The following is a 22,768-nucleotide window of genomic DNA, read 5'->3' on the forward strand; positions in this document are numbered from 1 at the left end:
CCGAAGGTTGTCATAAGTCTTCGGGCGACGCCTATGACAACCGACGCGCGTCCTCGATCGCCGCGGGAAGCGCTTTGGCAAACACGTCGAGATCCTCGTCACGGCCGCACGAGACGCGGATGCAGTGATCGATCCCTTTGGCGATGGGCTTGCGGACGAATACGTCGCGGTCGAGCAGCGCTTTCAGAACATGCTCGGCGAACGCGGCATCGCGGCCGCAATCGATGGCGACGAAGTTCGCCGCGGACGGCAACGGAGACAGGCCGTTCGCCGATGCGATCGCGGCGATGCGTTCGCGCGCGGCAGCGATGGCGCCGACGGCATCGCGCAGATACGCCTGATCGCGGATGGCGGCGAGCGCGCCGATCTGGCCGACGCGGTTGATGCCATAGTGATTGCGGACCTTGTCGAAGGCTTCGATCACGCTGCTTTCGCCAATCGCATAACCGATGCGCGCGCCAGCAAGTCCGTAGGCTTTCGAAAACGTCCGGTAATGCACGACCTGCGGATTTGAAATGTCGATTGGCGGGGCAGTGCCTTCCGGCGCTGTTTCGACGTAGGCTTCATCGAGGATCAAAAGCGTTTCGGGCGCTAGCGCGCCGATGAACTGTGTCATGGCCTCGGCCGGCCACCAGCTTCCCATCGGATTGTTGGGATTCGATACATAAAGCATGCGTGCCGACAGAGCTTTCGCGCTCTCAATGAGGCGCGGAACATCTTCGCGCATGTCGTGCATCGGCACGAGATCGAGTACGCCGCCGTGCGCTCGGACGTGGAAGTTGAAGGTCGGATAGGCGCCGTCGGTCGTGACGACATGAGCGCCAGGCGTCAGAAACATCGTGCAGGTCAGGCCGAGCAAACCGTCGATGCCTTCTCCGACCACAACGTTCTCGATTGCGACGCCGTGATGGTCCGCGATCGCGGACCGCAGCTCGAAATTCTCGGGGTCGGAATATTTCCAGTTCTCGGCGGCTGCTTCGCGCATCGCGGCAACGGCCTTCGGAGATGATCCGAAGATGCTTTCGTTGGCGCCGAGGCGGGCGGAGAAAGGCCGTCCGCGAGCGCGCTCCAGGGCTTCCGGTCCGACAAAAGGCACAAGCTTGGGCAGCGACGCGATGGTCGGCGTGAATGGCGGGCGGGACATTACTTCTCAGCGGGTTGCTTCAGAGGAGGCCAAGATCGGCGAGCTTCTTTCGCATTTCGGCCGGCATGACCGCAACCTGATCGCGCTTGCCGCCTTTGAGGTCCGGCGGCGCGTCGTCGTCTTCGAGATAGCGCCAGCCCTGGAAGGCGCGGCGGGGCGTCGGCCGCACCGGGATAAGCGGCAGCGCAAGTTGGATATGACAGCACGGCGTGCCGTTGTCTCGGGTGCCCTCCTCAAGCCCGACGAGCTTTTGCCGAACGAGGATCGTGCCTTTGATCACCCAGTAGAGCGAGCCGCCATCGAGCAGGTCATCGCGCCGTTTCGGAAACTGATACGTCGGATGATAGACGCAGGCTTTGCCGTCGCGCGACTTACATTGCCGGTTTTCGCGCTGCCAGTCCGCGAGGTCATCGATGGAGCTTGCGCCGACGCAGAGTTTGACGAGGTGCAGGGTCATGCCGGTAGTTGTGCTCCTGCGGCGTCAGGACGGCAACTCGCCCGTCCACAGCTTAAGCGGCGTCTTGAAGAAGCCTAAGGCTTAGCCGTGCACGTTCCCGCATACTGCGCGAACATCGGCTGGCCGAAGAGACCGAAATGGCGCGAATGCACCGCCGGATAAGTTCCGGTCGTAGCATCGCGATCATAGATGGTCGTGATGTTCAGGAAGCCTTCATTCGCGACTTCAAGGAAAGTGTTGGCGTTCAGGGCGCGCACGATCTTCAGCGCGTTCGAAGATTTGCCATCGAGGATCAGGGTTGCGGCCTGTTTGTCCAGATCGATTTGGCCGATTTCGAACTTCAGATCCTTCGGCGGTTCGGACCGGAACTTCCCGGAGTCATACGTCCAGGAATAGCCCGTACTGAAGTCGCAGGCGAAGTGCGCGGGCGTCGGCTCTTCGGCCCGCGACGGCGAACTCGCCGCACCCACGATGAGCGCCATCAGCGCCGCGCGCGCAATCGTCATTCCGTGTTTCCCTCTGGAGCGACCACCGGAGGCACCGATCAGCCGGCCCTCCTGGCTTAAGATATTCTATTGAAATCAGAGGCGTGCGTGCTGCGCAAGCCTGCCGGCGCAAAAGCATCGGAAGTCAACATACTCCGGGTTTGCCTTCAGCCTGCCGCGGAATCATGTTCAGCCTCATAATCGGCCGCTTATTGGAGTGCGAGTGCGAATGCGTTTCCTCACCTCGCTTAGCCTGATCACGCTTATCGTGCCGCTCACGCTGGCTGCGGGCGTCGGCAGCTCGTCGATCATTGCCAGCGCCTACGCGAAGAATAACATCTGGAAAGACGGCGACCACGGCGCGAGCTATCAGGCGCCGATCGAAGACAAGAAGCTCAACTGCAAGCAATTGTCGGGGCGTGTGCAGGTTCTGATCCTGCAGCTTCGCGGCTTTGACAATCGCAAGCAGGCGTCAGGCTTCTCGCGCGGCCTTCAGTCTGCGTTCTCATCGACGGTCGGAACGTCAGCCAAGGGAAGAGATCCCGACGGCCAGCATGCGGCCGATCTGCAGCGTCTGCAGGAGTATAATCAGCGCCTCGCGGCTTCGGGATGCAAAAGCTACGACCTCGATTACGAGCTGAAGCAAACCGATCCGACCGCTTCGCCGACACCACGGATCGCGCCGCCCAAGAAGGCCAAGGCGCCCGCCGATGCGGCCAAAAAGAAGCAGCCGTGACGGCACGGGCATGACTTCGGCGCTCTGTTGGCGATCCTCAGAATAACGGTTGCCGTCCCCGGCTGGCGTTCGCCGCGTTTGGCTGTAGATTGCCGCCATGACCGAACAGAACGCAGACGCGACGCCCATCGAGCGCGCAAACAATTTTCCCTGGCCGCCCGTGCTGCTGATCGTGCTGATCGCGGCGGCATCGCTCGCAACGCGCGTTTGGCCGCTTCCATGGCCGGGAATGAACGACAGCCCTGCGCATTGGATCGGCATCGGCTTCGGCGTTGCCGGCGTCGCTCTGATCGTCTGGAGCATCCGGACGCTGACAAAAAACGGGACGACGTTTAATCCCGCTGGAACATCCAGCGCACTGGTGACCTCCGGCCCGTTCGCGCGTTTTCGCAACCCGATCTACATCGGCGACGTGCTGGTGCTGCTGGGCACGGCCGAAATTACCAAATCGGTCTGGTTCGTCGGCGCGGCTTTGATTTTTGCGATCCTGGTGACGATCCTGCAAATCATCCCGGAGGAACGTCACCTCGAACGTCAATTCGGTGACGCGTATATCGAGTATAAAGCGCGCTCACGACGCTGGATTTGATGCAGACCTCTGATGAGCACCGACTATGCGGAAATGGAGCGGGACTTCGTCGCCAGCCTCAAGGAGGACACCGGCCGGGACCTCGACGGCTGGATGATTGCCATCCGGCACTCGGGCCATAGCGATCGCAACGAAATCATCGACTGGCTACGGCATCAGGGGTTTCAATTTTCGTGGGCGTCCTGGCTGGAGCGCATCCATCACAACGGCGGGCGGCTGGTCTATGGCGACGATGCGGGCAACATTCCCCCGGCGGCACGTCCTCGGCCGCCGGAAGCAACAAGACAACTGGACCGTCGCCCATTTCACGCTGTGCCGAAGACAGCGCCGCCGGCTCCGCCGACGCCTTCAGTGAAACCCGTCGCGACCTCAAGGTCCGACATCGAACGCCTGCTTTCCGACGCCAAGGGTTTGCGTCCGCTTGCCGATCTCGTTCTGCGCGAAATCGGTCGCGCCGTTCCTGAGGCGGAGTTCAGTGCACGAAGCTCGCTGATCGTTATCGGGACACCGGCACCGTTCGCGGCTCTGCTGCCGTCGCCGAAAGCTCTCAGACTCTACGCCAATTTCGGCGCGGCCGGCATTCATCGCGCCAAGCCCGCCGATGCCGTTAACAAATCCCTATCCACGTTTTCGGATATGCTGCTGCTCGACGATGCGCGCAGCATCGACGAGGATTTTCTTAGGTTGATCAGGATCGCGGCCCGGCTGTAACGTCGCCAAAACCCAGAATGCATTCGGATTTGTTGCATCGGCGACGCTGCCGCAACATTGATTTGCCAGAATTTTCAGTGCCATTGACGCCGACGGAGGCGCTCATGTCGGTTCAGCGACGGCCCGCGACGGCCTTATGCCTCGCGCTTATTGCAAGTGTGGTCGTTTCAACCGCCGCGGCCGCGCAGGCGGCGAAGCGCGATGCCATCGCCGACTGGCTGAAGGCGCGCGAAACCAACGCGCCGTCGCCGATCGATCCCTCGGTGAAGAGCGACACGCTCAGTCCGGCTGCGGCGGCCGCCAAAGCCGCGGCGCAAGATCCGCGCGACGGCGATATTCAATACGAGCAAGCCAAGGCACTGATGGCGGCAGTCGACGCCGTGCTCAAGGATGCCGCCGATTCCCGCGCGGGGGCGAGCAAGCTTCCGAGCCGCGACGAATACATCATCCCGCCGTTCTGGAAGGAAACGCGCGAAGACCGCGACACCAAGGTGCGCGATCTTCTCAATGCGGCACTCGGGATCGTCACGAACGCGCCGGTCGTCGACGTCCAGAAGCGGCTCGATGTGCTGCGCCACAACATTCGCGACATCGATGAGCAGAACGTCAAGCTGAAGGAAAAACAGCTCGTCGCGCCCAAGGACGCGAACTTTCCCGGCGTCCTGACCGACACCGTCGACTCGATCGAAGCGCAGATCGCGGAAAACAATAAGCGCATCGCCGCAAACCGCGCCGAGATCAAGAAGGAAAAGGGCGAGATCGCCGCGGCCCTCAAGGCGGCGGGCATCGAATTGCAGCCCGAGCAAGTCGATCTGCTGCTCGACAGCGTGCTCTCGGGCGATCTCATCCGTCTCGTCGCCGTCTTCAACGCCGCCAAGATGATCGACGGGCAGCTGGCGAAGCTCATCGGCTCGACGGGCGACAACATGGGCGCGGCGCGGCGTTATTTTGCGATGCATGCGGCGCTTTTCGCGATGCTCGTGCAGGCGCAGGACGCGACGATCGCCAAGATCGACACGCAGTATCTGCCGAAGCTCGAAGCCATCATTTCAGATATCGCGGCGGCGCGGCGGCGGACGGCCGATCTGCTCAAGGCCGAGAATCGCCCGGACCAGCAGCGGGCGCTCGAATCGAATCGCGACAGCCAGAAGATCGCCGACTCGGCCGCACAGAGCTATCGCCGCTATCTGCAGCAACAGCGCGAGCAGATCGCGAAGGCGCGGCTCAAGGCATCGCATGACCTGAAAATCGCGGATAATACGTATGAAACCGTCGAAGCCAGCGTGCAGCTTCGCGATCTGATGCGCGAAAGCTCGACGTCGTTCGAGGCGATTCAGAAGCTCGAATCGCCGAGCCTCGATCAGATTTTCAAGAACGAGGAACTGCGGAAGGAGTTCGAGGACCTGACGCGCAAGCTCGATGCTCCGGCGAGCTGAACGCGCTATCAACAGGTGCCCGTTCGCCGGACTTCTGTTTGCGACGCGGATCGACTATGTTCCGCGCGAGAACTAGTGCGACAGCTCCGAAAGTGAGCACTCCTATAATGATATTTCACGGACGCATCCCCGAGAGCGCCGCGGCGACCAAGACGTTTGACGCGCTTCGCATCGAGGGCCGCGTTCTGACCACGCCGTCGCGCACCATTCCGATTGCGAACATCGCGAGCGTCTCCGTCGGCACCCACGTCAGACAAAAGCCGACACTTCTTTATTGGGGCCTCGCCGCGCTCTTCCTGGTGATGACATTCGGATCGATGCGCCCGGATCTGTCGTTCGGCCCGCTCTCGCCGACCGGCGCTACCGTGCTCCTCGGCTTCATCACGCTCGCCTTCGCGGCGCTGGCGCTGAAGCCGCAAGACAAGACGCCCTATCTGCTCATCTCGTCGAATGATGGGGTTTTGTCTCGCTTCACCGCGCCCGATAGCGCGATCCTTGACGAAGTTCGCGGCATCCTGACCGAGAAGATCAATCGCGGAGACGACTCGATCGCGTTCTCGATCGATTTCGAAAATGGGCAGATCGAGAGCCTTGCGGGAGGCAAAAGCCTGCCGCCGCAGCGCGCTCAGAACGGCGCGGGCCATGCGCAAGCTGCCGTCGCCGCGCCCAATGAACGGGTTGCGCAACAGCACGACGTTCCCCGGACTCGGCCACCTGCGACCGATGCTCAGCGAAGCGCGCCGCGACAGGTCCGCACCCAGCCCGCTCTTCCCTCGCCCTCTAACGGCGCCGCGTCTCCGCCAGCAAGCGCGTTCGTCGACTACAGCACCGTGCTTTCCGCGATCGTCGAGATGCACCGCTTCTATGCGCGCCAGCCCAATACGCAACATCTCGAACAGCGGCTCTCAGAGCTTGAGCTATTGATGCGCGCCGGAACTCCGACGCCGACGCAGAAGGCGCGGCTGCGCGAGCTTTCCAACGACATGTCGCAGATCCTGCAAGCCTATCCGCAAGCGGTCGAACTCTTCGACCACATCGGAAGCATGCTTCCCGCTGGGCATCACTAGCGGCGGTACTGGACGAATTCAGTCAGCGATCCGAGGCGATCATAAAGCGTGCGAGCGGTCGCGTTCTTCGCTTGCGTCGCCCAGTATGTCCGCGATGCGCCGCGCCGGTCGGCCTCTGCATAGACCGCCTCGATCAACGCCCGCCCGACGCCTTTTCCGCGCGCATCCGGCGCGACGAACAAGTCTTCCAGATAGCAATACCAGTCGCGTGCCCAGGTCGATCGATGGAAGACCAGGTTGACGATGCCGAGGGCATGGCCGTTTGCGATCGCGATGAGCGCGATCATGTTGTCCTCCTGCGCCAGCAAACGCTGCCACGTGGTCTCGATCACGTCCTCCGGAACATCCTCTTCGTAGAACGTGATGTAATCGCGAAACAGGCGAAGCCACTCCGCATGGTCATCTGCGGTGACGGCGCGAACTTCGATTGTCGCGGAGCCGGTGTCGATGTTGGCCATTTGTTTTATCGTCCCTCGTCAATATGACAGCGCCCAACGCCTGCCCTGCGCGGGTGCACAGCCTGGGCCTTCAGATGCGGCGGGGCGTCGCGCAAACGGCGCAAATCCTCCATAAACCGCGACGGATCGCGGCTATTGGGTCACAGGGAGCGGGCCGATAGCCGCGAGTGAGCCGCGCATTTGTTGAACGTTCATAATCACCCCCCTACAAATCCCCGGTTAGAACCGGAAAACAAGTAGGAACTCATGCGGCACGCTTCTCTGCCCGTCATCGCTGTTGCTGCGCTGCTGTCGCTGGCTGCCACAGCTCCGCTTCATGCTGAGATCGAAGCCGGCGGCGCGGTCAAAGCCGACACGTGCGCGGACGATGGGAAGACGCTCGGCGTGTCTCGCACGATCGAGATCGATACCGCTGGCGGACCTGCGATCGGTGGCGATCAGAAGCGCGCGTTGCAGCTTCTGAACGACGGCGAAGTCGTTCTGACGTTCGACGACGGCCCGATGAAATCCCGCACGCGAGCCATTTTGAAAGCGCTCGCCGACCAGTGCACGAAGGCGACTTTCTTCATGGTCGGACAGATGGCGCTCTCGGACCCCGCGATGGTTCGCGAGGTCGCCGCCGGTGGAAACACGATCGGCAGCCACACGTGGTCGCATCGGAACATGCGGTTCGCCAATACCAAGGCGATCGACCAGCAGATCGAAAGCGCCATCTCGATGGTGACGAAAGCCAATGGAGCGCCGATTTCTCCGCTGTTCCGGTTTCCCTACCTGAGCTCGAGCCGCCAGGCGGAAGCGTATCTCAGGAACCGGAACATCGCCGCGGTCTGGGTCGACGTCGACTCGAAGGACTACCTGACGCGTAATCCCGAGGTCGTCAAAAACCGCATTCTCGCGCAGCTCGCGACGAGCAAGAAGGGCATCATCCTGATGCACGACATTCACGCTTGGACCGCAAAGATGCTGCCGGGCCTGCTTGCCGCGCTTCACGAAAAAGGATTCAAGGTCGTCCACCTCGTCGCGAAGGCGCCGGTCGATACGATCGCCTCCTACGATGCCGCTGCAGAAAAGGCGATCGCATCGAAGACCGCTGCAAAGGCCGCCGATCCGACGGCGGAGCGTTCACTCGTCTGGTCGATGACGCCGGCTCCCGACGCGAAGCATAAGGCGCGAGCTGTTAAGAAGGTTCAGGGCAAACCGGCAATCGTTGACGGCGTGCCGGCGACCGCGCCTTCGTCTCAGGGCAAGACGCGCGCGCCAGCGGCTGCGAAAGACGAAACACCGTTCTGGCAGTTCAATCTGTTCAACTGAGCAGCTGTCGCCGCGCAGAGTCGTGGTGCGAGCCGCCTCGGTGAAGGCGCTCGCGCTCTGGCCGAATTCTTGAAGACAAGCAAACGCCAGCTACGCCCCGCGCTTTCGGCGCGAGCGGCTTCCTGCGCGAGTCGCGCTATCGGCGGCGTTGCGAGCGCGCCTCGGCGTCGTCCCTGTTAAGGGCTTTTGAACCTGGAAGGCGGGGGCTTCCGGGATGACCATTGGCTGGCGAGCCAAATGGTGCGGTTGAAAGGACTCGAACCTTCACGCCGTTTCCAGCGCTACCACCTCAAGGTAGTGCGTCTACCAATTCCGCCACAACCGCAGACCGGGCCTGACGCCCGGGTATCGCGAGTTTCAGAACCGCCGAAGCGATCCCAACTGCGAAGACGCCCGACGTAACAGAGCGATCTGACGAACGCAAGCGCCAGATTGGCTCTATCGGCATTCCCGATCATATGGGCCGAAAAACAGGAAGCGCGATCAGAGCACGCGGGACCTTCGGCGCACGCATTCGATCAGGCGAGACCAAAGCAGGCTTTGCGAAAGCGCACGTGCTGCCATACATAATAACTATGTTTTCCGGCGATTCCCGCGCTGTTTCAGGTTCCGCGCCCGCGGTCGATTGGGCGATCAGCGATCGGCCGGTCGAATATCCATTCGCGATCGAGGCGATGCGCGCCAGAGCTGCGTCAATCCGCGACAACGGGTCTCCCGAACTGGTTTGGCTCCTGGAGCATCCGGCGCTCTACACGGGCGGTACGGGAGCGAAAGACGACGACCTGCTCAATCCATCGGCGCTGCCGATCTTTCGCACCGGACGCGGCGGGCAGTTCACCTATCATGGGCCCGGGCAACGGGTCGTCTATGTGATGCTCGACCTCAAAGCGCGAGGGGGCGACATCCGAGCCTTCGTCACTCAGCTCGAAGCCTGGATCATCGGCACGCTGGCTCAATTCAACGTCAAGGGTGAGACGCGGCGGGATCGCGTCGGCGTCTGGGTCAGGCGGCCTTCAGCGAGCGGAAATTCCGAAGACAAGATCGCCGCGATCGGGCTGCGCGTCAGCCGCGGGGTCACGACGCATGGCTTGAGCATAAATGTCGATCCGGATCTCTCCCACTATGGCGGGATCGTTCCGTGCGGGATTCGCGACTTCGGCGTCACCAGTCTTGCGAACCTCGGCCTGCCGGTCACGCCGTATGATGTCGACGTTGCGCTTCGCACGAATTTCGAGCGCACATTCGGAGCGACGAAGCGTGCCGCGCCGCCGGCTCCGGGTGTTGAACCCGTTCCCGTGAAGTGACGACTAAGTTTCTGACCTGAAAAAGAAAAGGCGCCTGTATCCTGAGGGGATACAAGCGCCGGATGCACGTGCCGCAATCAAATCTCTAGTTACTTCGCTCTCCGTTGGTCGTGTCGCTGCCACCGGTCGGCGCTACCTCGACTTTCGAAGAATCATAATAGAGAAATCCACCTTCGACCGAGACGCTTTCCGAGCCATGAAGCTCGTACTCGTCTTTCGAATTGTCGTTGAGGCGGATGATGCAGCCCTTCCGACAGACCCCATCGATCATCTTGCCGGACGGCAAAAACTCGTCTTGGCGAGAGGGCCCCTCAGTGATCGTGATTTTGACGTCCTTATCACTGCGGTTGGTGATCGTGGCTGCGGTAGCAGCCGAGGTCATAAGAAGAGCTGCGATCGTGCAAACCGTATGAGTTGGAAATTCGATACGGCCGCTTCTACGATCACGGCAAAAAGTCATTTACTTCTTTTTCTTCTTAGCTGCCTTTTTGGCAGGAGCTTTCTTGGCGGCTTTCTTTGCAGCTTTAGCCATTGTGGATCGTCCTTCCGTTTTGATCGTTGACAGACGCGTGCGTCTGTCGACCCGACTCGAGTCGAGTCATTTTCGACATTGATAAACTTCAAGACGTTGCACAAACGAAATTTGATGTTTGGTGATATCGAAAATGTCGATAGATGAGTTTTTATCGCAGAGGTGAAGTTCGAAGCCGATGGACGTCAATCTCGCTCGCACATTTCTGATTGTTGCTGAAACGGGCAGCTTCGTTGATGCCGCTCGCAAGCTCAACATCACTCAGTCCACCGTCTCCGCGCGCATCAAAGGTCTCGAAGATCTGCTCGGGCGACCGCTGTTTACGCGATCGAAGTCGGGCGTCGAGCTGACCGGCGCGGGCGAACTCTTTCAGAAGCATGCACTGGCTCTGGTGCGCGTCTGGCAACAGGCGCAGCTTCAAGTTTCCCTTGCAGATCAGCATCCGGAGCACATTTCGGTCGGCGCGCCGCTCAGTCTTTGGAACGGCTTTTTGATGAAGTGGGCGTCGGGACTGAGGGCGAAAATTCCCGGCATCGCGCTGTCGGCGACGGCGGGCGCCTCTTCCCAATTGAGCCAGCGACTGATCGAGGGAACGCTGGATCTCGCCGTCATGTATCGCCCGTCGCTGCCGCCGGGACTGACGATCGAGCATCTGTTCGACGAGGAGTTCGTCCTCGTCTCGTCGGCGAAAGCCGGGAGCCGGCGCACCGTCAGCGATTATCTTCTCGTCGATTGGGGAATCGATTTCGTGCAGGATCATGCCGCCGCATTCCCCGAACATGCCAACCCCGCCATCAGCCTCGATCTCGGTCCGATGGCGCTCGACTACCTGCTGGCCAATGAGTGTTCGGGGTATTTTCCGGCGCGAATGGTGAAAAAGCTCATCGCGCGCGGCCGCGTCAGAGAGCCGAAACGCGCTCGCAAGTTCGTCTATCCGGTCTACATGGTCTACCCGGAGACGCGGAACGAAGAGGCGTTCGAGCCCATTCTTCGCGGACTTCGGCGCGCCGCAGCCAAGTTCAGCTAGAGCCAATCCGCTTTTCGTTGAATCGCGGATCGGCTCTAGGCGTTTGTTTTGCCGTGCTTCTTATCGGAAAACCGGTACCCACTTTTCCGGAAGCACTTGCGCTGCAGCGCGCCTTTTTTGATCGCCGTTTATTTTCAGGCGAACTCGATGATCACAGCGTCGACCGCGAGGCTATCGCCGGCCTGGGCGCTGATCTTCTTCACCTTGCCGTCGCGCTCGGCCTTGAGGATGTTTTCCATCTTCATGGCTTCGACGACCGCGAGCGCGTCGCCGGCCTTCACATCCTGGCCTTCAGTGACGTTGATCGCTTTCACGAGGCCAGGCATCGGGCACAGCAGATACTTCGACATATCGGCCGCAACCTTGACCGGCATGAGAGCGGCGAGTTCCGCTTCCCGTTCCGTGTAGACGAATGTCGGCGCCTGCATGCCGCGATAGGAGAGCAGCATGCCGTTCGCGATTGGGCGGACCTGAACGGCGACTTCGGCGCCTTCCACGGTGCCGTGCCAGACCGGCTCGCCCGGCCACCACTCCGAGGTGATCTCCAGCGTTTTGGTCGGCTCACCGTCATCGTTCAAGATCGAGATGTAATAAGGTCCGGGGATCGCTCCCATCGCCTCGAGCTTGACCGTCGCATCGCCGACCTTGACGATCCGGCGCTTGGCGAAACTGATCGACCGGCCCGCCATCTGATGAGTGATGTCGCGGCGGCGTGCGTTGCCGAGGTGATCGATCGCACCGGCGACTGCGGCCAGCGTGATCAGATCGGCGCCTTCGGGAGCGCGCGGCTCGAAGCCATCCGGAAACTCTTCCTTGATGAAGCCCGTCGAGAGCTTGCCCGAGCGCCAGCGCGGATGCTGCATCATCGCAGCCAGGAATGGCATGTTGTGCTGGATGCCATCGATATAGAACGCGTCGAGCGCCCCGGCCTGAGCCTCGATCGCGGCGGCGCGTGTCGGCGCATGCGTCACGAGCTTGGCGATCATCGGATCATAGAACATCGAGATCTCGCCGCCTTCGAAGACGCCGGTGTCGTTGCGAACCGTGACGCCGTCCTTCTTGCCTTCCGCCGGTGGGCGATACTTCACGAGGCGTCCGATCGACGGCAGGAAGTTGCGGAACGGGTCTTCCGCGTAGACGCGGCTTTCGACGGCCCAGCCGTTGAGCTTGATGTCCGCCTGCTTGAACGGCAGCTTTTCACCGGCCGCGACGCGGATCATCTGCTCAACGAGATCGATGCCCGTCACGAGTTCGGTAACCGGGTGCTCGACCTGCAGACGCGTGTTCATTTCCAGGAAGAAGAACGACCGATCCTGACCGGCGACGAACTCAACCGTGCCGGCGCTGTCGTAGCCGACCGCCTTCGAGAGCGCGACGGCCTGCTCGCCCATCGCCTTGCGGGTCTTTTCGTCGAGCAGCGGAGAGGGAGCTTCCTCGAGCACCTTCTGATTGCGGCGCTGGATGGAGCATTCGCGCTCGCCGAGATAGACGACGTTGCCGTGCTTATCGCCCAGCACCTGAATTTCGATGTGGCGCGGGTTCTCGATGAACTTTTCGATGAAGCAGCGATCGTCGCCGAACGACGACTTGGCTTCGGAGCGCGCGAGCTGGAACCCTTCTTCGGCTTCCTTGGCGTTGTAGGCGATGCGCATGCCCTTGCCGCCGCCACCGGCGGAGGCCTTGATCATCACCGGATAGCCGATCTCGTTGGCGATCTTCACCGCCTGCTTGGCGTCGCCGATTTCGCCGAGGTAGCCGGGAACGGTCGAAACCTTGGCTGCGGCCGCCGCCTTCTTACTCTCGATCTTGTCGCCCATCGCGGCGATCGCCTTGGCGTTCGGACCGATGAAGACGATGCCGTGCTTCTGCAGGGCGCGCGGGAATGCTTCGCGCTCGGACAAAAATCCATATCCGGGATGAACCGCCTCGGCGCCCGTCGCTTTGCAGGCCTCGATTATCTTGTCCATGATCAGGTAGGACTGCGCGGCCGGCGCCGGGCCGATGTGCACGGCTTCGTCGGCCATTTCGACATGAAGCGAGTCGCGGTCGGCGTCCGAATAGACCGCCACGGTCTTGATGCCCATCTTGCGCGCGGTCTTGATGACGCGACAGGCGATTTCACCGCGGTTAGCGATCAGAATTTTTTTGAACATGGGCCGTCCCCGGTCTTTGCCGTGATTGCTTGTTTCGCTGCTTATGGGAATGCAACGAGCCGTTCTAGTGTGTGGCGGGAACGACGTAAATAACGCATGGCGGCGCTGGACCGCCTAAGCCTGCGATCACCTGCCGCATAAGGACTTTAGCCGCGACTTTGGTCGCACCATTCTGGCACCGTTTCCCGGCACTGGTCTCTCAGGCGGCGTGGACCAGGCGCGCCACGGCTTCGCTCAGCGAAGGGTGGATTTTGGGGCTTTCCTGCTCGAGATACTTCACGAGCGCGGTTTCGCTCGGGCTCAAGCGCCCGTCGCGGCCCAGGCGGCTGACGAGCCAGGTCGCCTCGGCCTCGGTGATCTCTTCGTTGGTGATGATTTCGATGCGCTGGTGCTCGAGGCGCGCCAACGCGCGCTCCTCGGTCGTCTGATCGTGATAAGCGTCCTGGATCGACGCGAGGTTCGCGCTAACCATGGAGAGCAGCGCGGCAAGAACGGATGTCTGCTGATCCGGCTCGTGCAGGCTCGCTTCCTGGCGAAGCGCTTCCTCGCGCGAGGGAACGCGGTAGCCCGAGGCCGCCATCATCACGTTGGCGATCGCCTTGACGAAAAAATCCGTCCAGACCGGATTGGGTTTCTGATCGGCGACGGCTTCGTCGATGTCGAACAGGACATCGGCCTCGGCGCGCGTAATCGCGATGTGACCATCGCCGCCAAAAGCATAAAGCATGCGGCGGAGCAGATCGACTTCGCCTTCGCTAATGGTGCCGGCCACAAGCGACTTCCCAGCCCGCAGCGGACCATCGCCATGAATCACGGCGGCCTTGACCTGCTCCAGCGCGAACTTGACGAGGCTGACAGGGGCCCAGCGCGCCTTGTCGAGAACGTTCACAAGCAGTTCGAGCTCGGTCTTGCTGTCGAGGCGACCGTCATGAGAGATGCGGTCGATCAGCCAGTGCGCGTTGTCGGCGGTCAGGTAGCCCTGCGGCCTCTCCTGAAAGACGACGTAGTCAGTGATGGCTTCGATGAAAAAGTCGGCCCAGTCGGCCGGGCGCTCACGGCACGCGTCGTTGAGATCGAAAAGAAGCTTGGCCTCTTCCGCAGTGACGATGCCGTCTTCGTAAAATACCTGCCTCAAGGCGCGTAAATCAGCACCATCAAGGCGTCCGCGATTTACGATTTCCCCAACCGGAAGCGACTGCAACCCACTCATCGGTAACCCAACCCCAAGCGCCGAACTCAGGGCAGACTAGGGTCGTATGCTTAATCGCCGATTAAAAGTTGGGCGAAAACTAAACGATGGCCAGAATGAGGCTTGGAGGCAACGGCGCGACCACCGCGAGATCGAGGATCGCAGCTTGCACTGCGATCCTCGTTCATTCCTGCCGCGCTCCCGCAAGCGCAACAGGAAAACATGTTGAGCGCTATGAGGCTCTATTTCCAACATCGCCGATGAACCGTTGCTGAAGGATGCGAGCAACGCGCAGCATTTCCTGTTTTTAATGTCGGCGCAGGAAGATCCTGACCGACGAGAGCACGCGCGCGAATGTCGATCGCTGCCCTTTAAAAATTCATGGCCCGTCCGGCGGGGGGCTGCCGAACGGGCCAGATCCGGCCCATCACGTCTGCAGTTTCGGAGCGCGAACGTAAAAGACCTTTAGAAGACTCTTTGCGGAGAGGGGGAAATCTCCGCAAAGCGATGGCAGACTGCGTGTCGAACGATCCGGCGATCCTTTCGCACCCAGTCAACTTTTGAACGGACGCGCGCGGAGTTTCCGTCGCCGAATTCTTAAAACTTTTATTCGAATGAGTTCACTGCGGGAGGTGCGCCAACAGACGCGAGCGCGGCTGCGGCAGGCTTTGGCCGCGTGGAAGTAAAACGCGCGTTTCCAGGAAATGTCCGGTCAGCGCGAAACCGAGCCGGATATCGTCCTCCGTCACATGACCGGAACGATGCTTGGTCAGAAACGCGGGTAGCGGAAGCAGCTTGTCCCGGTACGGTTCGCCGGCGGACGCCGACACGGCGCGTCCCGTGCGCGGCGAGACATAGATCAGCTGATCGTTGCTCCCCGTTGCCGCGCATTGGCTGAGATCGAGACCAAATCCCAGTTCCTCGAGCAGCGCCAGCTCCCAGCGAACGAGAAGCGCCGGCCAAACCGTTGCATCATTCAAGAAGCCGAGAACGAACAGGGTGATTTCGTAGAGGTTCGGATGCGGGTCGCGCTCGGGCAGCAGATGCGTCAGCGTCGTCAGCGTCGAGAGCGCCGCGAGGGCTGCGGCATCGTCGAGGGTTTCGGCCGCAAAGGCGCGACGCATTTCGATTGTGACGTGACCGAGCTGATCGGAGAGCCGCGCTTTCCACGTCGCGTCGACGTGGTTGCCGGGTTGCAGGATCGGGCGGAGGCGCCGCGACCGGCCGCCGTGGACGAGGCCGAGATGGCGGCCGTGCGTCCGCGTCCACAGTTCTATGACCGCCGCCGTTTCACCGTGCGGCTTGACCGATAGAACGATGGCTTCATCCGTCCATTGCATAATGCAGCGTTCGTCATTCGGAGACGCTATTCAGAGATCGTGATGCGCCTCACGACTTCGGGAAGGGCAAGCCCATCTCGCGGTAGCGTTCCGGGTCGCTTTCCCAATTCTCGCGCACTTTGACGAAGAGGAACAGGTGCACCCGGTGCCCCGCCATTTCCTCGATCGAACGGCGCGCAGCGCTCGAGATCTGCTTGATGGTCGCGCCGTTCTTGCCGAGGACGATCTTTTTCTGGCCGTCGCGCTCGACGTAGATCGTCTGCTCGATGCGCGCCGAACCGTCCTTCAGCGTCTTCCAGCTCATCGTCTCGACGGTCGTCGTGTAGGGAAGCTCCTGGTGCAGATAGCGATAGATGCACTCGCGCGTCATCTCAGCGGCCTGCGTGCGCATCGGAACGTCGGTGACGTCGTCCTCGCCGTAATGCCACGGCCCGACGGGGACCGCGGCTGCCAGATACGTGCGCAGATCGGCAACGCCTTTGCCGTCGAGCGCGGACACCATGAATATCCGGTCGAAGGCCAATTCCTGATCGAGACGTTTCGCCAGCGCCAGCAGCTTCGGCTTGTCCTCGACGCGATCGATCTTGTTCAGAACGGCGATGCGTTTCATGCGCGCCGTTTTCAGGCGCTGGACGATCGCCATCACGTCATCGTCGGGACCTGCGGCGGCGTCGATCACCAGCAGCACGGCGTCCGCATCTTCGAGGCCGCTCCACGCGGCGTCGATCATGGCGCGGTCGAGCCGCCGCTTCGGGTTGAAGATGCCGGCGGTATCGAGAAATACGATCTGGCTCTGACCTTCGACGGCGATGCCGCGGATCGGAGCGCGCGTCGTCTGCACCTTGTGCGAGACGATCGCCACCTTGGTTCCGACGAGTGCGTTGACGAGCGTCGATTTGCCGGCGTTCGTCGGGCCGAGCACGGTCACGAATCCGCAGCGGCGATCGCCGGCTTCGGACTGTCCGTGTGTTTCTTCAGGCGTCGCCAAGACGGCCTCCTTCACCCTCGCGGGTCAAAAGCGCCGTTGCCGCCGCTTGTTCCGCGATGCGTTTCGATGCGCCTTCGCCCTGCGCCGGAGCGCGGCCCGCAATGATGACTTCGGCGGTAAAGCGTGGCGCGTGATCCGGCCCTTTGCGAGAGACGACGGTATATTTCGGCAATGCCAAACCCTGGCCTTGCGCCCACTCCTGGAGCGCGGACTTGGCATCGACCGCGACTTCCGGCACGGGCTCCGACTGTTCCTGCCACAGTTTGCGGACGACTGCGCGCGCTTTCTCGAAACCGACGTCGATGAACACGGCGCCGAGCAGCGCTTCCGCGGCGTCGGCAAGGATCGTCGTCTTGTCGCGCCCGCCGCTGTCGGCTTCACTTTCCGAAAGAATGAGGTGTGCGCCGAGACCGATGTTGCGCGCAACCTTAGCGCAGGCTTCGCCACGAACCAGCCGGTTGTAGCGGCGTGCGAGTTCACCCTCGCTCGCCTCTGGATATTGCTGATTAAGGATCTCGGCGATCGCAAGCCCAAGCACGCGATCGCCGATGAACTCCAGGCGCTCGTTGTCGAAGCGCGCGATCTTTCCGCCGCGAACGCTGGCGTGCGTCAGGGCCCGTTCCAAAAGACCGGGGTCCTTGAAGCGGTGTCCGAGCTTGGTCTCAAGCTCCTTGAATTTCCGAGGTCTCAACATGCGACTGTGCCGGTAGCGGTTTATCGCACGAGATGGAAGAACCTGTTCCAGCGGATGTCAAATGGCCATGTCCAGGGCGACCACCAGCGGAAGGCGTCCGGCTCATCGACATCGGCCGAGAAGAAGATGATTTCGGCGCGCCCGATGAAGTTCTCGTAGGGGACGAAGCCGACCCCGTAGCGCGACGACTGAACGCGGCTGTCGGTGGAGTTGTCGCGGTTATCGCCCATCATGAAGTAATGCCCGGGCGGCACCTTATAAACCGCGGTATTGTCGTAGGGGCCATCGGGATCGCTATCGAGGACGTTGTATTTGACGCCGTTCGGGAGCGTTTCCTGGAAGACGGGAATGGCCCGCTCGCGGCCTTCTTCACGCGTCGTGAACGAGCCCGCCGGCACCTTCGGCACAGCCTGTCCGTTGATGAACAGCTGGCCGCCCTTCATCTGGATTTCATCGCCCGGAAGGCCGATGACGCGCTTGATGTAATCCGTTGAATTGTCTCGTGGCAGCTTGAACACCGCGACGTCGCCGCGCTTCGGTTCCGCGCCCCAGATGCGGCCCGAGAAAAGATCGGGGCTGAAGGGAAACGAAAACTTGCTGTAGCCGTAGGACAGCTTCGACACGAAGAGATAATCGCCGACGAGCAGCGTCTCTTTCATCGAGCCCGACGGAATATTGAACGGCTGATAGAAAAAGATGCGAACGAGCATCGCAATCGCGAGTGCTTCGACGACGATGATGAGGGTTTCCGACCAACTCGATCCCGACGTCTTCGTACCAATGCTCATTCAGGGAAGTTCCTCTGCGCCGCCGAGCAGCATCGGCCGGACTCGATTTGTGTCAGCGGTTCGCTATAGCGAGTTTGCCAAAGGCCCGCAATGAAACGCGGCAACATGACGAAAACGTAAGTAAAAACAGCAGCTCGTACCCTTTCGCCGGCGCATGCCGGAAGCCGGGCTTCGACGCGCGACTTTAGCAATCGAGCTTCAGCCAGACGGCGTGTCATTCGGCACCGCCGATATGACGACGAAGGCCTCGGCCAGGGGGTACTCGTCCGTCAAAGTCACGTCGATGCGGGACGTGAAGCCTTTCGGCGTGAGCAGCGCCAGATGCCGCGCCGCACCGCCGGTCAGCGCCAGGGTCGGGCGGCCGCTCGGTGCGTTAACGACGCCGATGTCGATGAAATAGACGCCGTTGCTGAAGCCAGTGCCCAGCGCCTTGGTCGCGGCTTCCTTGGCCGCGAAGCGCTTGGCGAACGTGCGGGCCGGGTGCGCGCGAGAGAGGGCTTTTCGCCGTTCCTCCTCCGTGAAGACGCGGAGCAGGAAGCGGTCGCCAAATCGCTCGATCGATTTTTCGATGCGGCGGATATCACAGAGATCGTTGCCGATGCCCAGGATCATCGATCGGACCGGCCCGATCGCAAGACATCGTCGCGCGCCTCATCCATCAGCAAGCGCATGCGCCGGACGGCCCCGGACAGTCCGCCGAAGATGGCTTCCCCGATCAGGAAGTGTCCGATGTTGAGTTCGACGATCTCCGGCATCTCGGCGATCGGCTTCACTGTGTTGTAGGTCAATCCGTGCCCGGCGTGAACTTCCAGACCGGCTGCCGCGGCGGCCCGCGCCGCCGTCGCGTGGCGTTCGATCTCGCGCGCAACGCCGGCGGCGTCATGCTCGAGCGCCAGATTGCAATAGCGTCCGGTGTGAAGCTCGACGATATCGGCGCCGACCTTCGCGGCGGCCTCGATGGTTTTGATATCGGGCTCGATGAAGAGCGAAACGCGAATGCCTGCATCCTGAAGCTTGGCGACGAACGGCTTCAGCGTTTTGACGCTGCCGCGAACGTCGAGACCGCCCTCGGTCGTTCTTTCCTCGCGCCGCTCGGGCACGAGGCAGCAGGCGTTCGGCACGTGCCGGATCGCGATTTTCAACATCTCGTCCGTCGCCGCCATTTCGAGATTGAGCGGCCGCGTCAGCTCATTCTTGAGACGCGTGATGTCGGTATCCGAGATGTGGCGGCGATCTTCGCGCAGGTGCGCTGTGATGCCGTCGGCGCCGCCTTCGATCGCGAGATGCGCGGCGCGAAGGGGATCGGGATGCACGCCGCCGCGCGCGTTTCGCAACGTCGCGACGTGATCGATATTGACGCCGAGACGCAGCGGAGCGCGGCGTACGGCAGCCGTTGAGGATTTCCCAGATTTATTTGGAGCAGGCACGATCTTAGGCCATCGAGATTTCGTTATGGAGAACCGGCAGCGGCCGGTCAGCGTGCCCTACGACGTTTTTGAAAAACGCGCACGGCCTGTCGCGTAGGATAGTAACTAAAGACAGCCGCAATCAAGCCGACAAGCAAGCCGCCGATCACGAGCGGTTCGATAATCGGCGAAAGACTGACGACGGCGCTGTCGAGCGATCGCGACGGGGCCATCAGCGTCGCGCTGAGCTTGTTCGCGCTCTGCACGAAGTGCTCGGCGGCGTCAGCCGGATCGTCGCCCAGCACCCAGACACCGGCGACGTACGACGCGCTCCAGATCGCGGGCCAGCTCAACGGATTGCCTATGAACGTCCCGAGCAGGGCGGCGGGAATGCTGACACGCAGCAGAAATGCAATTGCGCCGGCGAGCGCCATCTGGAAGCCGAGAAACGGCGTGCATGCGGCGAAGACTCCAGCCGCGCACCCGAGCGCCACTTCATGCGGTGTCGCGCGAAGCCGCAGAATGCGGCGCCAATAATAGGTGAGACGCTTGCGCAAGGGCACCAGCTTCAGCGCCCACCTGCCGGCTACATCCGAAGCAACTGACAACCTGTCTCGCAAACTGCGATCCACCATCGTGCGCCTTGTGCCGGCTCTCCTGTATGCGAGAGAACTATCCGCAGATTAAGCTACTCGAACAGACGTTCAACCTTGGCGACAGAGGATTTCGCCCTGAGGCCCGCGATTATGTGGTTCAAATGCACCAAATCGAAGACCTCGAGCTCGATATACATGACCGTGAAGTCTGCGGCCCGCTTCGCCATCTTGATATTATCGATGTTACCGCCGGTTTCGCCAATAATCTTGGCGATTTCGGCCAGCGATCCCGGCTCGTTGACGGCTGTTACGCTGATTCGAGCGGGAAATCGTTGAGGATGCTCGGGATCGACGTCCCATGTGGCATCGATCCAGTGGGCTTCCTCATACTCCTTGAGGCGCGGCGAATGGATCTGGAAGACGCGGATGCCCTCGCCGGGCGCCATGACGCCGACGATCCGGTCACCCGGAACGGCGCCGCCCGGTTCGAAGCGAACAGGCAGCTCCTGGCTCGGACCGCCGATTGAAATCGCTGCCGTATTGTCGATTTCGGCGGTGCGAAACTTCAGGCTCTGGATTTTTTCGATATTGAACCAGCCGTCCTGCGCCTGCGCGCGGCCGAAACGGCGGCTCGGCTTATATCCTTCTTCGACCGGTCCGACGCCGGCCTGCGGCACGACGGCGGCGAGAATATCAGGCAGTGCAACGTCGTTGCGGCCGACGGCGGCCAGAAGCTCATCGGCCGACTTGAAACCCATCTTGGGTGCGGCGGTCTTTATCTTTTCCTCGGAATAATCGATCTCCATGCCCGCCAGCGTCGAGCCGACGAGCTGACGGCCAAGCTCGACGAAGCGCTTGCGCTCGGCTTCGCGCGCCGCGCGGCGGATGGCGGCGCGAGCGCGGCCGGTGATCGCGAAGGCTTCCCAGGCGGCCGAGCGTACATGGTTCTTCGACGTCTCGATCACGACTTCGTCGCCATTGCGCAGATGCGTGTCGATCGGCACGTGGCGGCCGTTGATGTAGGCCGCGATCGCTTCGTTGCCGACGTCGGTGTGGACGGCGTAAGCGAAATCGAGCGGGGTCGCGCCACGCGGCAGCGCGATGAGGCGTCCCTTCGGCGTGAAGCAGAAGACCTGATCGTGGAAAAGCTCGAGCTTGGTGTGCTCGAGAAATTCTTCCGGATTGGCAGCTTCGAGCAGCGAGGAAATCATCGCTCGCAGGCGGCCGTACGGACTGTCGTCGGTATCATCGTCGGCGTCGCGGCCGTTCGCGTGATACTGACGATCCTTGTAGAGCGCATGCGCAGCGATGCCGTACTCGGCGATGTGCTGCATATCGTGCGTGCGGATCTGCAGCTCAACGCGCTGGTGGCGCGGGCCGTAAACGGTCGTGTGGATCGACTGGTAATTGTTGCGCTTCGGCGCGGAGATGTAGTCCTTGAACCGGCCGGGCACCGTACTCCACGTGGTGTGCACGATGCCGAGGACGCGGTAGCAATCCTCGATCGTGTCGACGATGACGCGGAAGCCGTAAATGTCGGAAAGCTGCTCGAGGCTGATCTGCTTGTTTTCCATCTTACGCCAGATTGCGTAAGGCTTTTTCTCGCGTCCGGTCGCTTCCGCCTTGATGCCGGCGTCGGCGCATTTCAGCGCGATGGCACGGCGAATTTCCTCGACGAGACCGCGATTGGGCTGGCGCAGTTCGGTAAGCTTTTCGGTTACGATCTCATAGGCCTGCGGATGCAGCCAGCGAAAGGCGTGATCCTCCAGCTCCTCACGCAACGCCTGCATGCCCATCATGCCCGCGAGCGGCGCGTAGATGTCGAGCGTTTCCTCGGAATTGCGCTGTCGGCTCTCGGGCTTCATGTGCTCGAGCGTGCGCATGTTGTGAAGCCGGTCCGCGAGCTTCACCAGGAGAACGCGGATGTCGGTCGAAATCGCAATCAGCAGCTTGCGGAAATTCTCGGCCTGCTCGGCCTTTTTCGACACGAGGTCGAGGCGCTTAATTTTCGTCAGGCCGTCGACGAGGCTGCCGATCTCGGCCCCGAACATCTGATCGATCTCGGCGCGCGTCGCGTCCGTATCCTCAATGACGTCATGCAGCAAGGCCGTCGCGATCGTGGCATCGTCGAGCTTCAGCTCGGTCAGGATGGCGGCAACTTCGAGGGGATGCGAAAAATATGGCGCGCCGGACGCACGCTTCTGATTGCCGTGCGCCTTCATCGCATAGACGTAGGCGCGATTGAGCAGCGCCTCGTCAGCCGTGTGATCGTATTTGAGAACCCGCTCGACGAGTTCGTACTGCCGCATCATGTTTCGCCGCACTCCTTCCGGGCGCAAGCGTACCTGAATCTGCGG

Annotated in this window: 23 protein-coding genes and 1 tRNA gene; 8 read left to right on the top strand and 16 right to left on the bottom strand. The window is 61.5% G+C overall.

The annotated features are described in order from the left end of the window. Window positions 1-31: 31 nt before the first annotated feature. The 3 genes from HDEN_RS10960 to HDEN_RS10970 form a co-directional block, all read right to left on the bottom strand. Window positions 32-1,144, bottom strand: a complete 1,113-nt coding sequence (locus HDEN_RS10960; RefSeq protein WP_013216181.1) for a pyridoxal phosphate-dependent aminotransferase — start codon at window positions 1,142-1,144, stop codon at window positions 32-34. 19 nt (window positions 1,145-1,163) lie between these two features. Beyond that, window positions 1,164-1,601 carry a DUF1489 family protein gene (locus HDEN_RS10965; protein WP_013216182.1) on the bottom strand — a complete coding sequence of 146 codons (438 nt, stop codon included), beginning with the start codon at window positions 1,599-1,601 and terminating at the stop codon, window positions 1,164-1,166. A 74-nt stretch (window positions 1,602-1,675) separates the two neighbouring features. Then, complete coding sequence (locus HDEN_RS10970; RefSeq protein WP_013216183.1) at window positions 1,676-2,107, bottom strand: hypothetical protein; 432 nt, start codon at window positions 2,105-2,107, stop codon at window positions 1,676-1,678. 208 nt (window positions 2,108-2,315) lie between these two features. Here HDEN_RS10970 and HDEN_RS10975 point away from each other — a divergent pair, with 208 nt between their 5' ends. The 5 genes from HDEN_RS10975 to HDEN_RS10995 all read left to right on the top strand — a co-directional run bounded on the left by HDEN_RS10975 (window position 2,316) and on the right by HDEN_RS10995 (window position 6,625). Further along, window positions 2,316-2,822 (top strand): hypothetical protein, encoded by a 507-nt coding sequence (locus HDEN_RS10975; protein WP_013216184.1) that lies wholly within the window; start codon window positions 2,316-2,318, stop codon window positions 2,820-2,822. A gap of 97 nt (window positions 2,823-2,919) precedes the next feature. Beyond that, a complete protein-coding gene (locus tag HDEN_RS10980) occupies window positions 2,920-3,411 on the top strand; it encodes a methyltransferase family protein (RefSeq protein WP_013216185.1) in 492 nt (163 codons plus the stop codon). Window positions 3,412-3,423: 12 nt separating this feature from the next. Further along, window positions 3,424-4,122: a hypothetical protein gene (locus tag HDEN_RS10985; RefSeq protein ID WP_013216186.1), complete on the top strand. Its 699-nt coding sequence runs from the start codon at window positions 3,424-3,426 to the stop codon at window positions 4,120-4,122. A 104-nt stretch (window positions 4,123-4,226) separates the two neighbouring features. After that, window positions 4,227-5,558, top strand: a complete 1,332-nt coding sequence (locus tag HDEN_RS10990; RefSeq protein WP_013216187.1) for a hypothetical protein — start codon at window positions 4,227-4,229, stop codon at window positions 5,556-5,558. 107 nt (window positions 5,559-5,665) lie between these two features. Further along, the gene (locus HDEN_RS10995) at window positions 5,666-6,625 is read left to right on the top strand and encodes a DUF6232 family protein (protein ID WP_013216188.1); all 960 of its coding nucleotides are present in this window, start codon (window positions 5,666-5,668) and stop codon (window positions 6,623-6,625) included. Here the strand turns inward: HDEN_RS10995 and HDEN_RS11000 are convergent. Further along, a complete protein-coding gene (locus tag HDEN_RS11000; RefSeq protein WP_013216189.1) occupies window positions 6,622-7,083 on the bottom strand; it encodes a GNAT family N-acetyltransferase in 462 nt (153 codons plus the stop codon). The two genes, HDEN_RS10995 and HDEN_RS11000, sit on opposite strands and share 4 nt — an antisense overlap. A 246-nt stretch (window positions 7,084-7,329) precedes the next feature. Between HDEN_RS11000 and HDEN_RS11005 the strand changes: the two genes are divergently transcribed. Continuing rightward, window positions 7,330-8,394, top strand: a complete 1,065-nt coding sequence (locus tag HDEN_RS11005; protein WP_013216190.1) for a polysaccharide deacetylase family protein — start codon at window positions 7,330-7,332, stop codon at window positions 8,392-8,394. A gap of 238 nt (window positions 8,395-8,632) precedes the next feature. Here HDEN_RS11005 and HDEN_RS11010 read toward each other — a convergent pair. Beyond that, window positions 8,633-8,719: transfer RNA gene (locus HDEN_RS11010), tRNA-Leu, on the bottom strand. Window positions 8,720-8,969: 250 nt separating this feature from the next. On the opposite strand from HDEN_RS11010, the gene lipB reads away from it, so the two are divergent. Continuing rightward, entirely contained in the window at window positions 8,970-9,698 is a 729-nt protein-coding gene (gene lipB / locus HDEN_RS11015) for a lipoyl(octanoyl) transferase LipB (protein ID WP_013216191.1), read from the top strand. Window positions 9,699-9,783: 85 nt separating this feature from the next. Here the strand turns inward: lipB and HDEN_RS11020 are convergent, their stop codons facing one another. After that, the gene (locus HDEN_RS11020; RefSeq protein WP_245256620.1) at window positions 9,784-10,080 is read right to left on the bottom strand and encodes a hypothetical protein; all 297 of its coding nucleotides are present in this window, start codon (window positions 10,078-10,080) and stop codon (window positions 9,784-9,786) included. Window positions 10,081-10,408: 328 nt separating this feature from the next. Here HDEN_RS11020 and HDEN_RS11025 point away from each other — a divergent pair, with 328 nt between their 5' ends. Then, complete coding sequence (locus HDEN_RS11025; RefSeq protein ID WP_013216193.1) at window positions 10,409-11,257, top strand: LysR family transcriptional regulator; 849 nt, start codon at window positions 10,409-10,411, stop codon at window positions 11,255-11,257. Window positions 11,258-11,391: 134 nt separating this feature from the next. Here HDEN_RS11025 and HDEN_RS11030 read toward each other — a convergent pair whose 3' ends face one another. The 10 genes from HDEN_RS11030 to HDEN_RS11075 all read right to left on the bottom strand — a co-directional run bounded on the left by HDEN_RS11030 (window position 11,392) and on the right by HDEN_RS11075 (window position 22,723). Continuing rightward, window positions 11,392-13,410 carry an acetyl-CoA carboxylase biotin carboxylase subunit gene (locus tag HDEN_RS11030; RefSeq protein ID WP_013216194.1) on the bottom strand — a complete coding sequence of 673 codons (2,019 nt, stop codon included), beginning with the start codon at window positions 13,408-13,410 and terminating at the stop codon, window positions 11,392-11,394. 199 nt (window positions 13,411-13,609) lie between these two features. Then, on the bottom strand, window positions 13,610-14,620 hold the full coding sequence (locus HDEN_RS11035) for a hypothetical protein (RefSeq protein WP_013216195.1): 1,011 nt from the start codon (window positions 14,618-14,620) through the stop codon (window positions 13,610-13,612). A 599-nt stretch (window positions 14,621-15,219) separates the two neighbouring features. Next, window positions 15,220-15,939, bottom strand: a complete 720-nt coding sequence (gene recO, locus HDEN_RS11040; protein WP_013216196.1) for a DNA repair protein RecO — start codon at window positions 15,937-15,939, stop codon at window positions 15,220-15,222. A gap of 49 nt (window positions 15,940-15,988) precedes the next feature. Then, entirely contained in the window at window positions 15,989-16,927 is a 939-nt protein-coding gene (gene era / locus HDEN_RS11045; RefSeq protein WP_013216197.1) for a GTPase Era, read from the bottom strand. Next, on the bottom strand, window positions 16,914-17,621 hold the full coding sequence (gene rnc / locus HDEN_RS11050; protein ID WP_013216198.1) for a ribonuclease III: 708 nt from the start codon (window positions 17,619-17,621) through the stop codon (window positions 16,914-16,916). The genes era and rnc overlap by 14 nt, the downstream gene beginning before the upstream one ends. 20 nt (window positions 17,622-17,641) lie before the next feature. Next, entirely contained in the window at window positions 17,642-18,409 is a 768-nt protein-coding gene (lepB, locus tag HDEN_RS11055) for a signal peptidase I (RefSeq protein WP_013216199.1), read from the bottom strand. A gap of 198 nt (window positions 18,410-18,607) precedes the next feature. Further along, a complete protein-coding gene (gene acpS, locus HDEN_RS11060; protein ID WP_013216200.1) occupies window positions 18,608-19,021 on the bottom strand; it encodes a holo-ACP synthase in 414 nt (137 codons plus the stop codon). Next, complete coding sequence (locus tag HDEN_RS11065) at window positions 19,018-19,836, bottom strand: pyridoxine 5'-phosphate synthase (RefSeq protein WP_013216201.1); 819 nt, start codon at window positions 19,834-19,836, stop codon at window positions 19,018-19,020. The genes acpS and HDEN_RS11065 overlap by 4 nt, the downstream gene beginning before the upstream one ends. A 47-nt stretch (window positions 19,837-19,883) precedes the next feature. Continuing rightward, the gene (locus HDEN_RS11070; RefSeq protein WP_245256621.1) at window positions 19,884-20,378 is read right to left on the bottom strand and encodes a DUF2062 domain-containing protein; all 495 of its coding nucleotides are present in this window, start codon (window positions 20,376-20,378) and stop codon (window positions 19,884-19,886) included. A 125-nt stretch (window positions 20,379-20,503) separates the two neighbouring features. After that, window positions 20,504-22,723: a RelA/SpoT family protein gene (locus tag HDEN_RS11075; RefSeq protein ID WP_013216203.1), complete on the bottom strand. Its 2,220-nt coding sequence runs from the start codon at window positions 22,721-22,723 to the stop codon at window positions 20,504-20,506. Between the last annotated feature and the right edge of the window lie 45 nt (window positions 22,724-22,768).

It is taken from the genome of Hyphomicrobium denitrificans ATCC 51888 (assembly GCF_000143145.1).
Taxonomy (GTDB): Bacteria; Pseudomonadota; Alphaproteobacteria; order Rhizobiales; family Hyphomicrobiaceae; genus Hyphomicrobium_B; species Hyphomicrobium_B denitrificans.

Excerpts from the sequence above, each read along its gene's own strand:
- HDEN_RS10960 (WP_013216181.1), bottom strand. The coding sequence starts at position 1,144 with ATGTCCCGCCCGCCATTCACGCCGACCATCGCGTCGCTGCCCAAGCTT.
- HDEN_RS10965 (WP_013216182.1), bottom strand. The coding sequence starts at position 1,601 with ATGACCCTGCACCTCGTCAAACTCTGCGTCGGCGCAAGCTCCATCGAT.
- HDEN_RS10970 (WP_013216183.1), bottom strand. The coding sequence starts at position 2,107 with ATGACGATTGCGCGCGCGGCGCTGATGGCGCTCATCGTGGGTGCGGCG.
- HDEN_RS10975 (WP_013216184.1), top strand. The coding sequence starts at position 2,316 with ATGCGTTTCCTCACCTCGCTTAGCCTGATCACGCTTATCGTGCCGCTC.
- HDEN_RS10980 (WP_013216185.1), top strand. The coding sequence starts at position 2,920 with ATGACCGAACAGAACGCAGACGCGACGCCCATCGAGCGCGCAAACAAT.
- HDEN_RS10985 (WP_013216186.1), top strand. The coding sequence starts at position 3,424 with ATGAGCACCGACTATGCGGAAATGGAGCGGGACTTCGTCGCCAGCCTC.
- HDEN_RS10990 (WP_013216187.1), top strand. The coding sequence starts at position 4,227 with ATGTCGGTTCAGCGACGGCCCGCGACGGCCTTATGCCTCGCGCTTATT.
- HDEN_RS10995 (WP_013216188.1), top strand. The coding sequence starts at position 5,666 with ATGATATTTCACGGACGCATCCCCGAGAGCGCCGCGGCGACCAAGACG.
- HDEN_RS11000 (WP_013216189.1), bottom strand. The coding sequence starts at position 7,083 with ATGGCCAACATCGACACCGGCTCCGCGACAATCGAAGTTCGCGCCGTC.
- HDEN_RS11005 (WP_013216190.1), top strand. The coding sequence starts at position 7,330 with ATGCGGCACGCTTCTCTGCCCGTCATCGCTGTTGCTGCGCTGCTGTCG.
- lipB (WP_013216191.1), top strand. The coding sequence starts at position 8,970 with ATGTTTTCCGGCGATTCCCGCGCTGTTTCAGGTTCCGCGCCCGCGGTC.
- HDEN_RS11020 (WP_245256620.1), bottom strand. The coding sequence starts at position 10,080 with ATGACCTCGGCTGCTACCGCAGCCACGATCACCAACCGCAGTGATAAG.
- HDEN_RS11025 (WP_013216193.1), top strand. The coding sequence starts at position 10,409 with ATGGACGTCAATCTCGCTCGCACATTTCTGATTGTTGCTGAAACGGGC.
- HDEN_RS11030 (WP_013216194.1), bottom strand. The coding sequence starts at position 13,410 with ATGTTCAAAAAAATTCTGATCGCTAACCGCGGTGAAATCGCCTGTCGC.
- HDEN_RS11035 (WP_013216195.1), bottom strand. The coding sequence starts at position 14,620 with ATGAGTGGGTTGCAGTCGCTTCCGGTTGGGGAAATCGTAAATCGCGGA.
- recO (WP_013216196.1), bottom strand. The coding sequence starts at position 15,939 with ATGCAATGGACGGATGAAGCCATCGTTCTATCGGTCAAGCCGCACGGT.
- rnc (WP_013216198.1), bottom strand. The coding sequence starts at position 17,621 with ATGTTGAGACCTCGGAAATTCAAGGAGCTTGAGACCAAGCTCGGACAC.
- lepB (WP_013216199.1), bottom strand. The coding sequence starts at position 18,409 with ATGAGCATTGGTACGAAGACGTCGGGATCGAGTTGGTCGGAAACCCTC.
- acpS (WP_013216200.1), bottom strand. The coding sequence starts at position 19,021 with ATGATCCTGGGCATCGGCAACGATCTCTGTGATATCCGCCGCATCGAA.
- HDEN_RS11075 (WP_013216203.1), bottom strand. The coding sequence starts at position 22,723 with ATGATGCGGCAGTACGAACTCGTCGAGCGGGTTCTCAAATACGATCAC.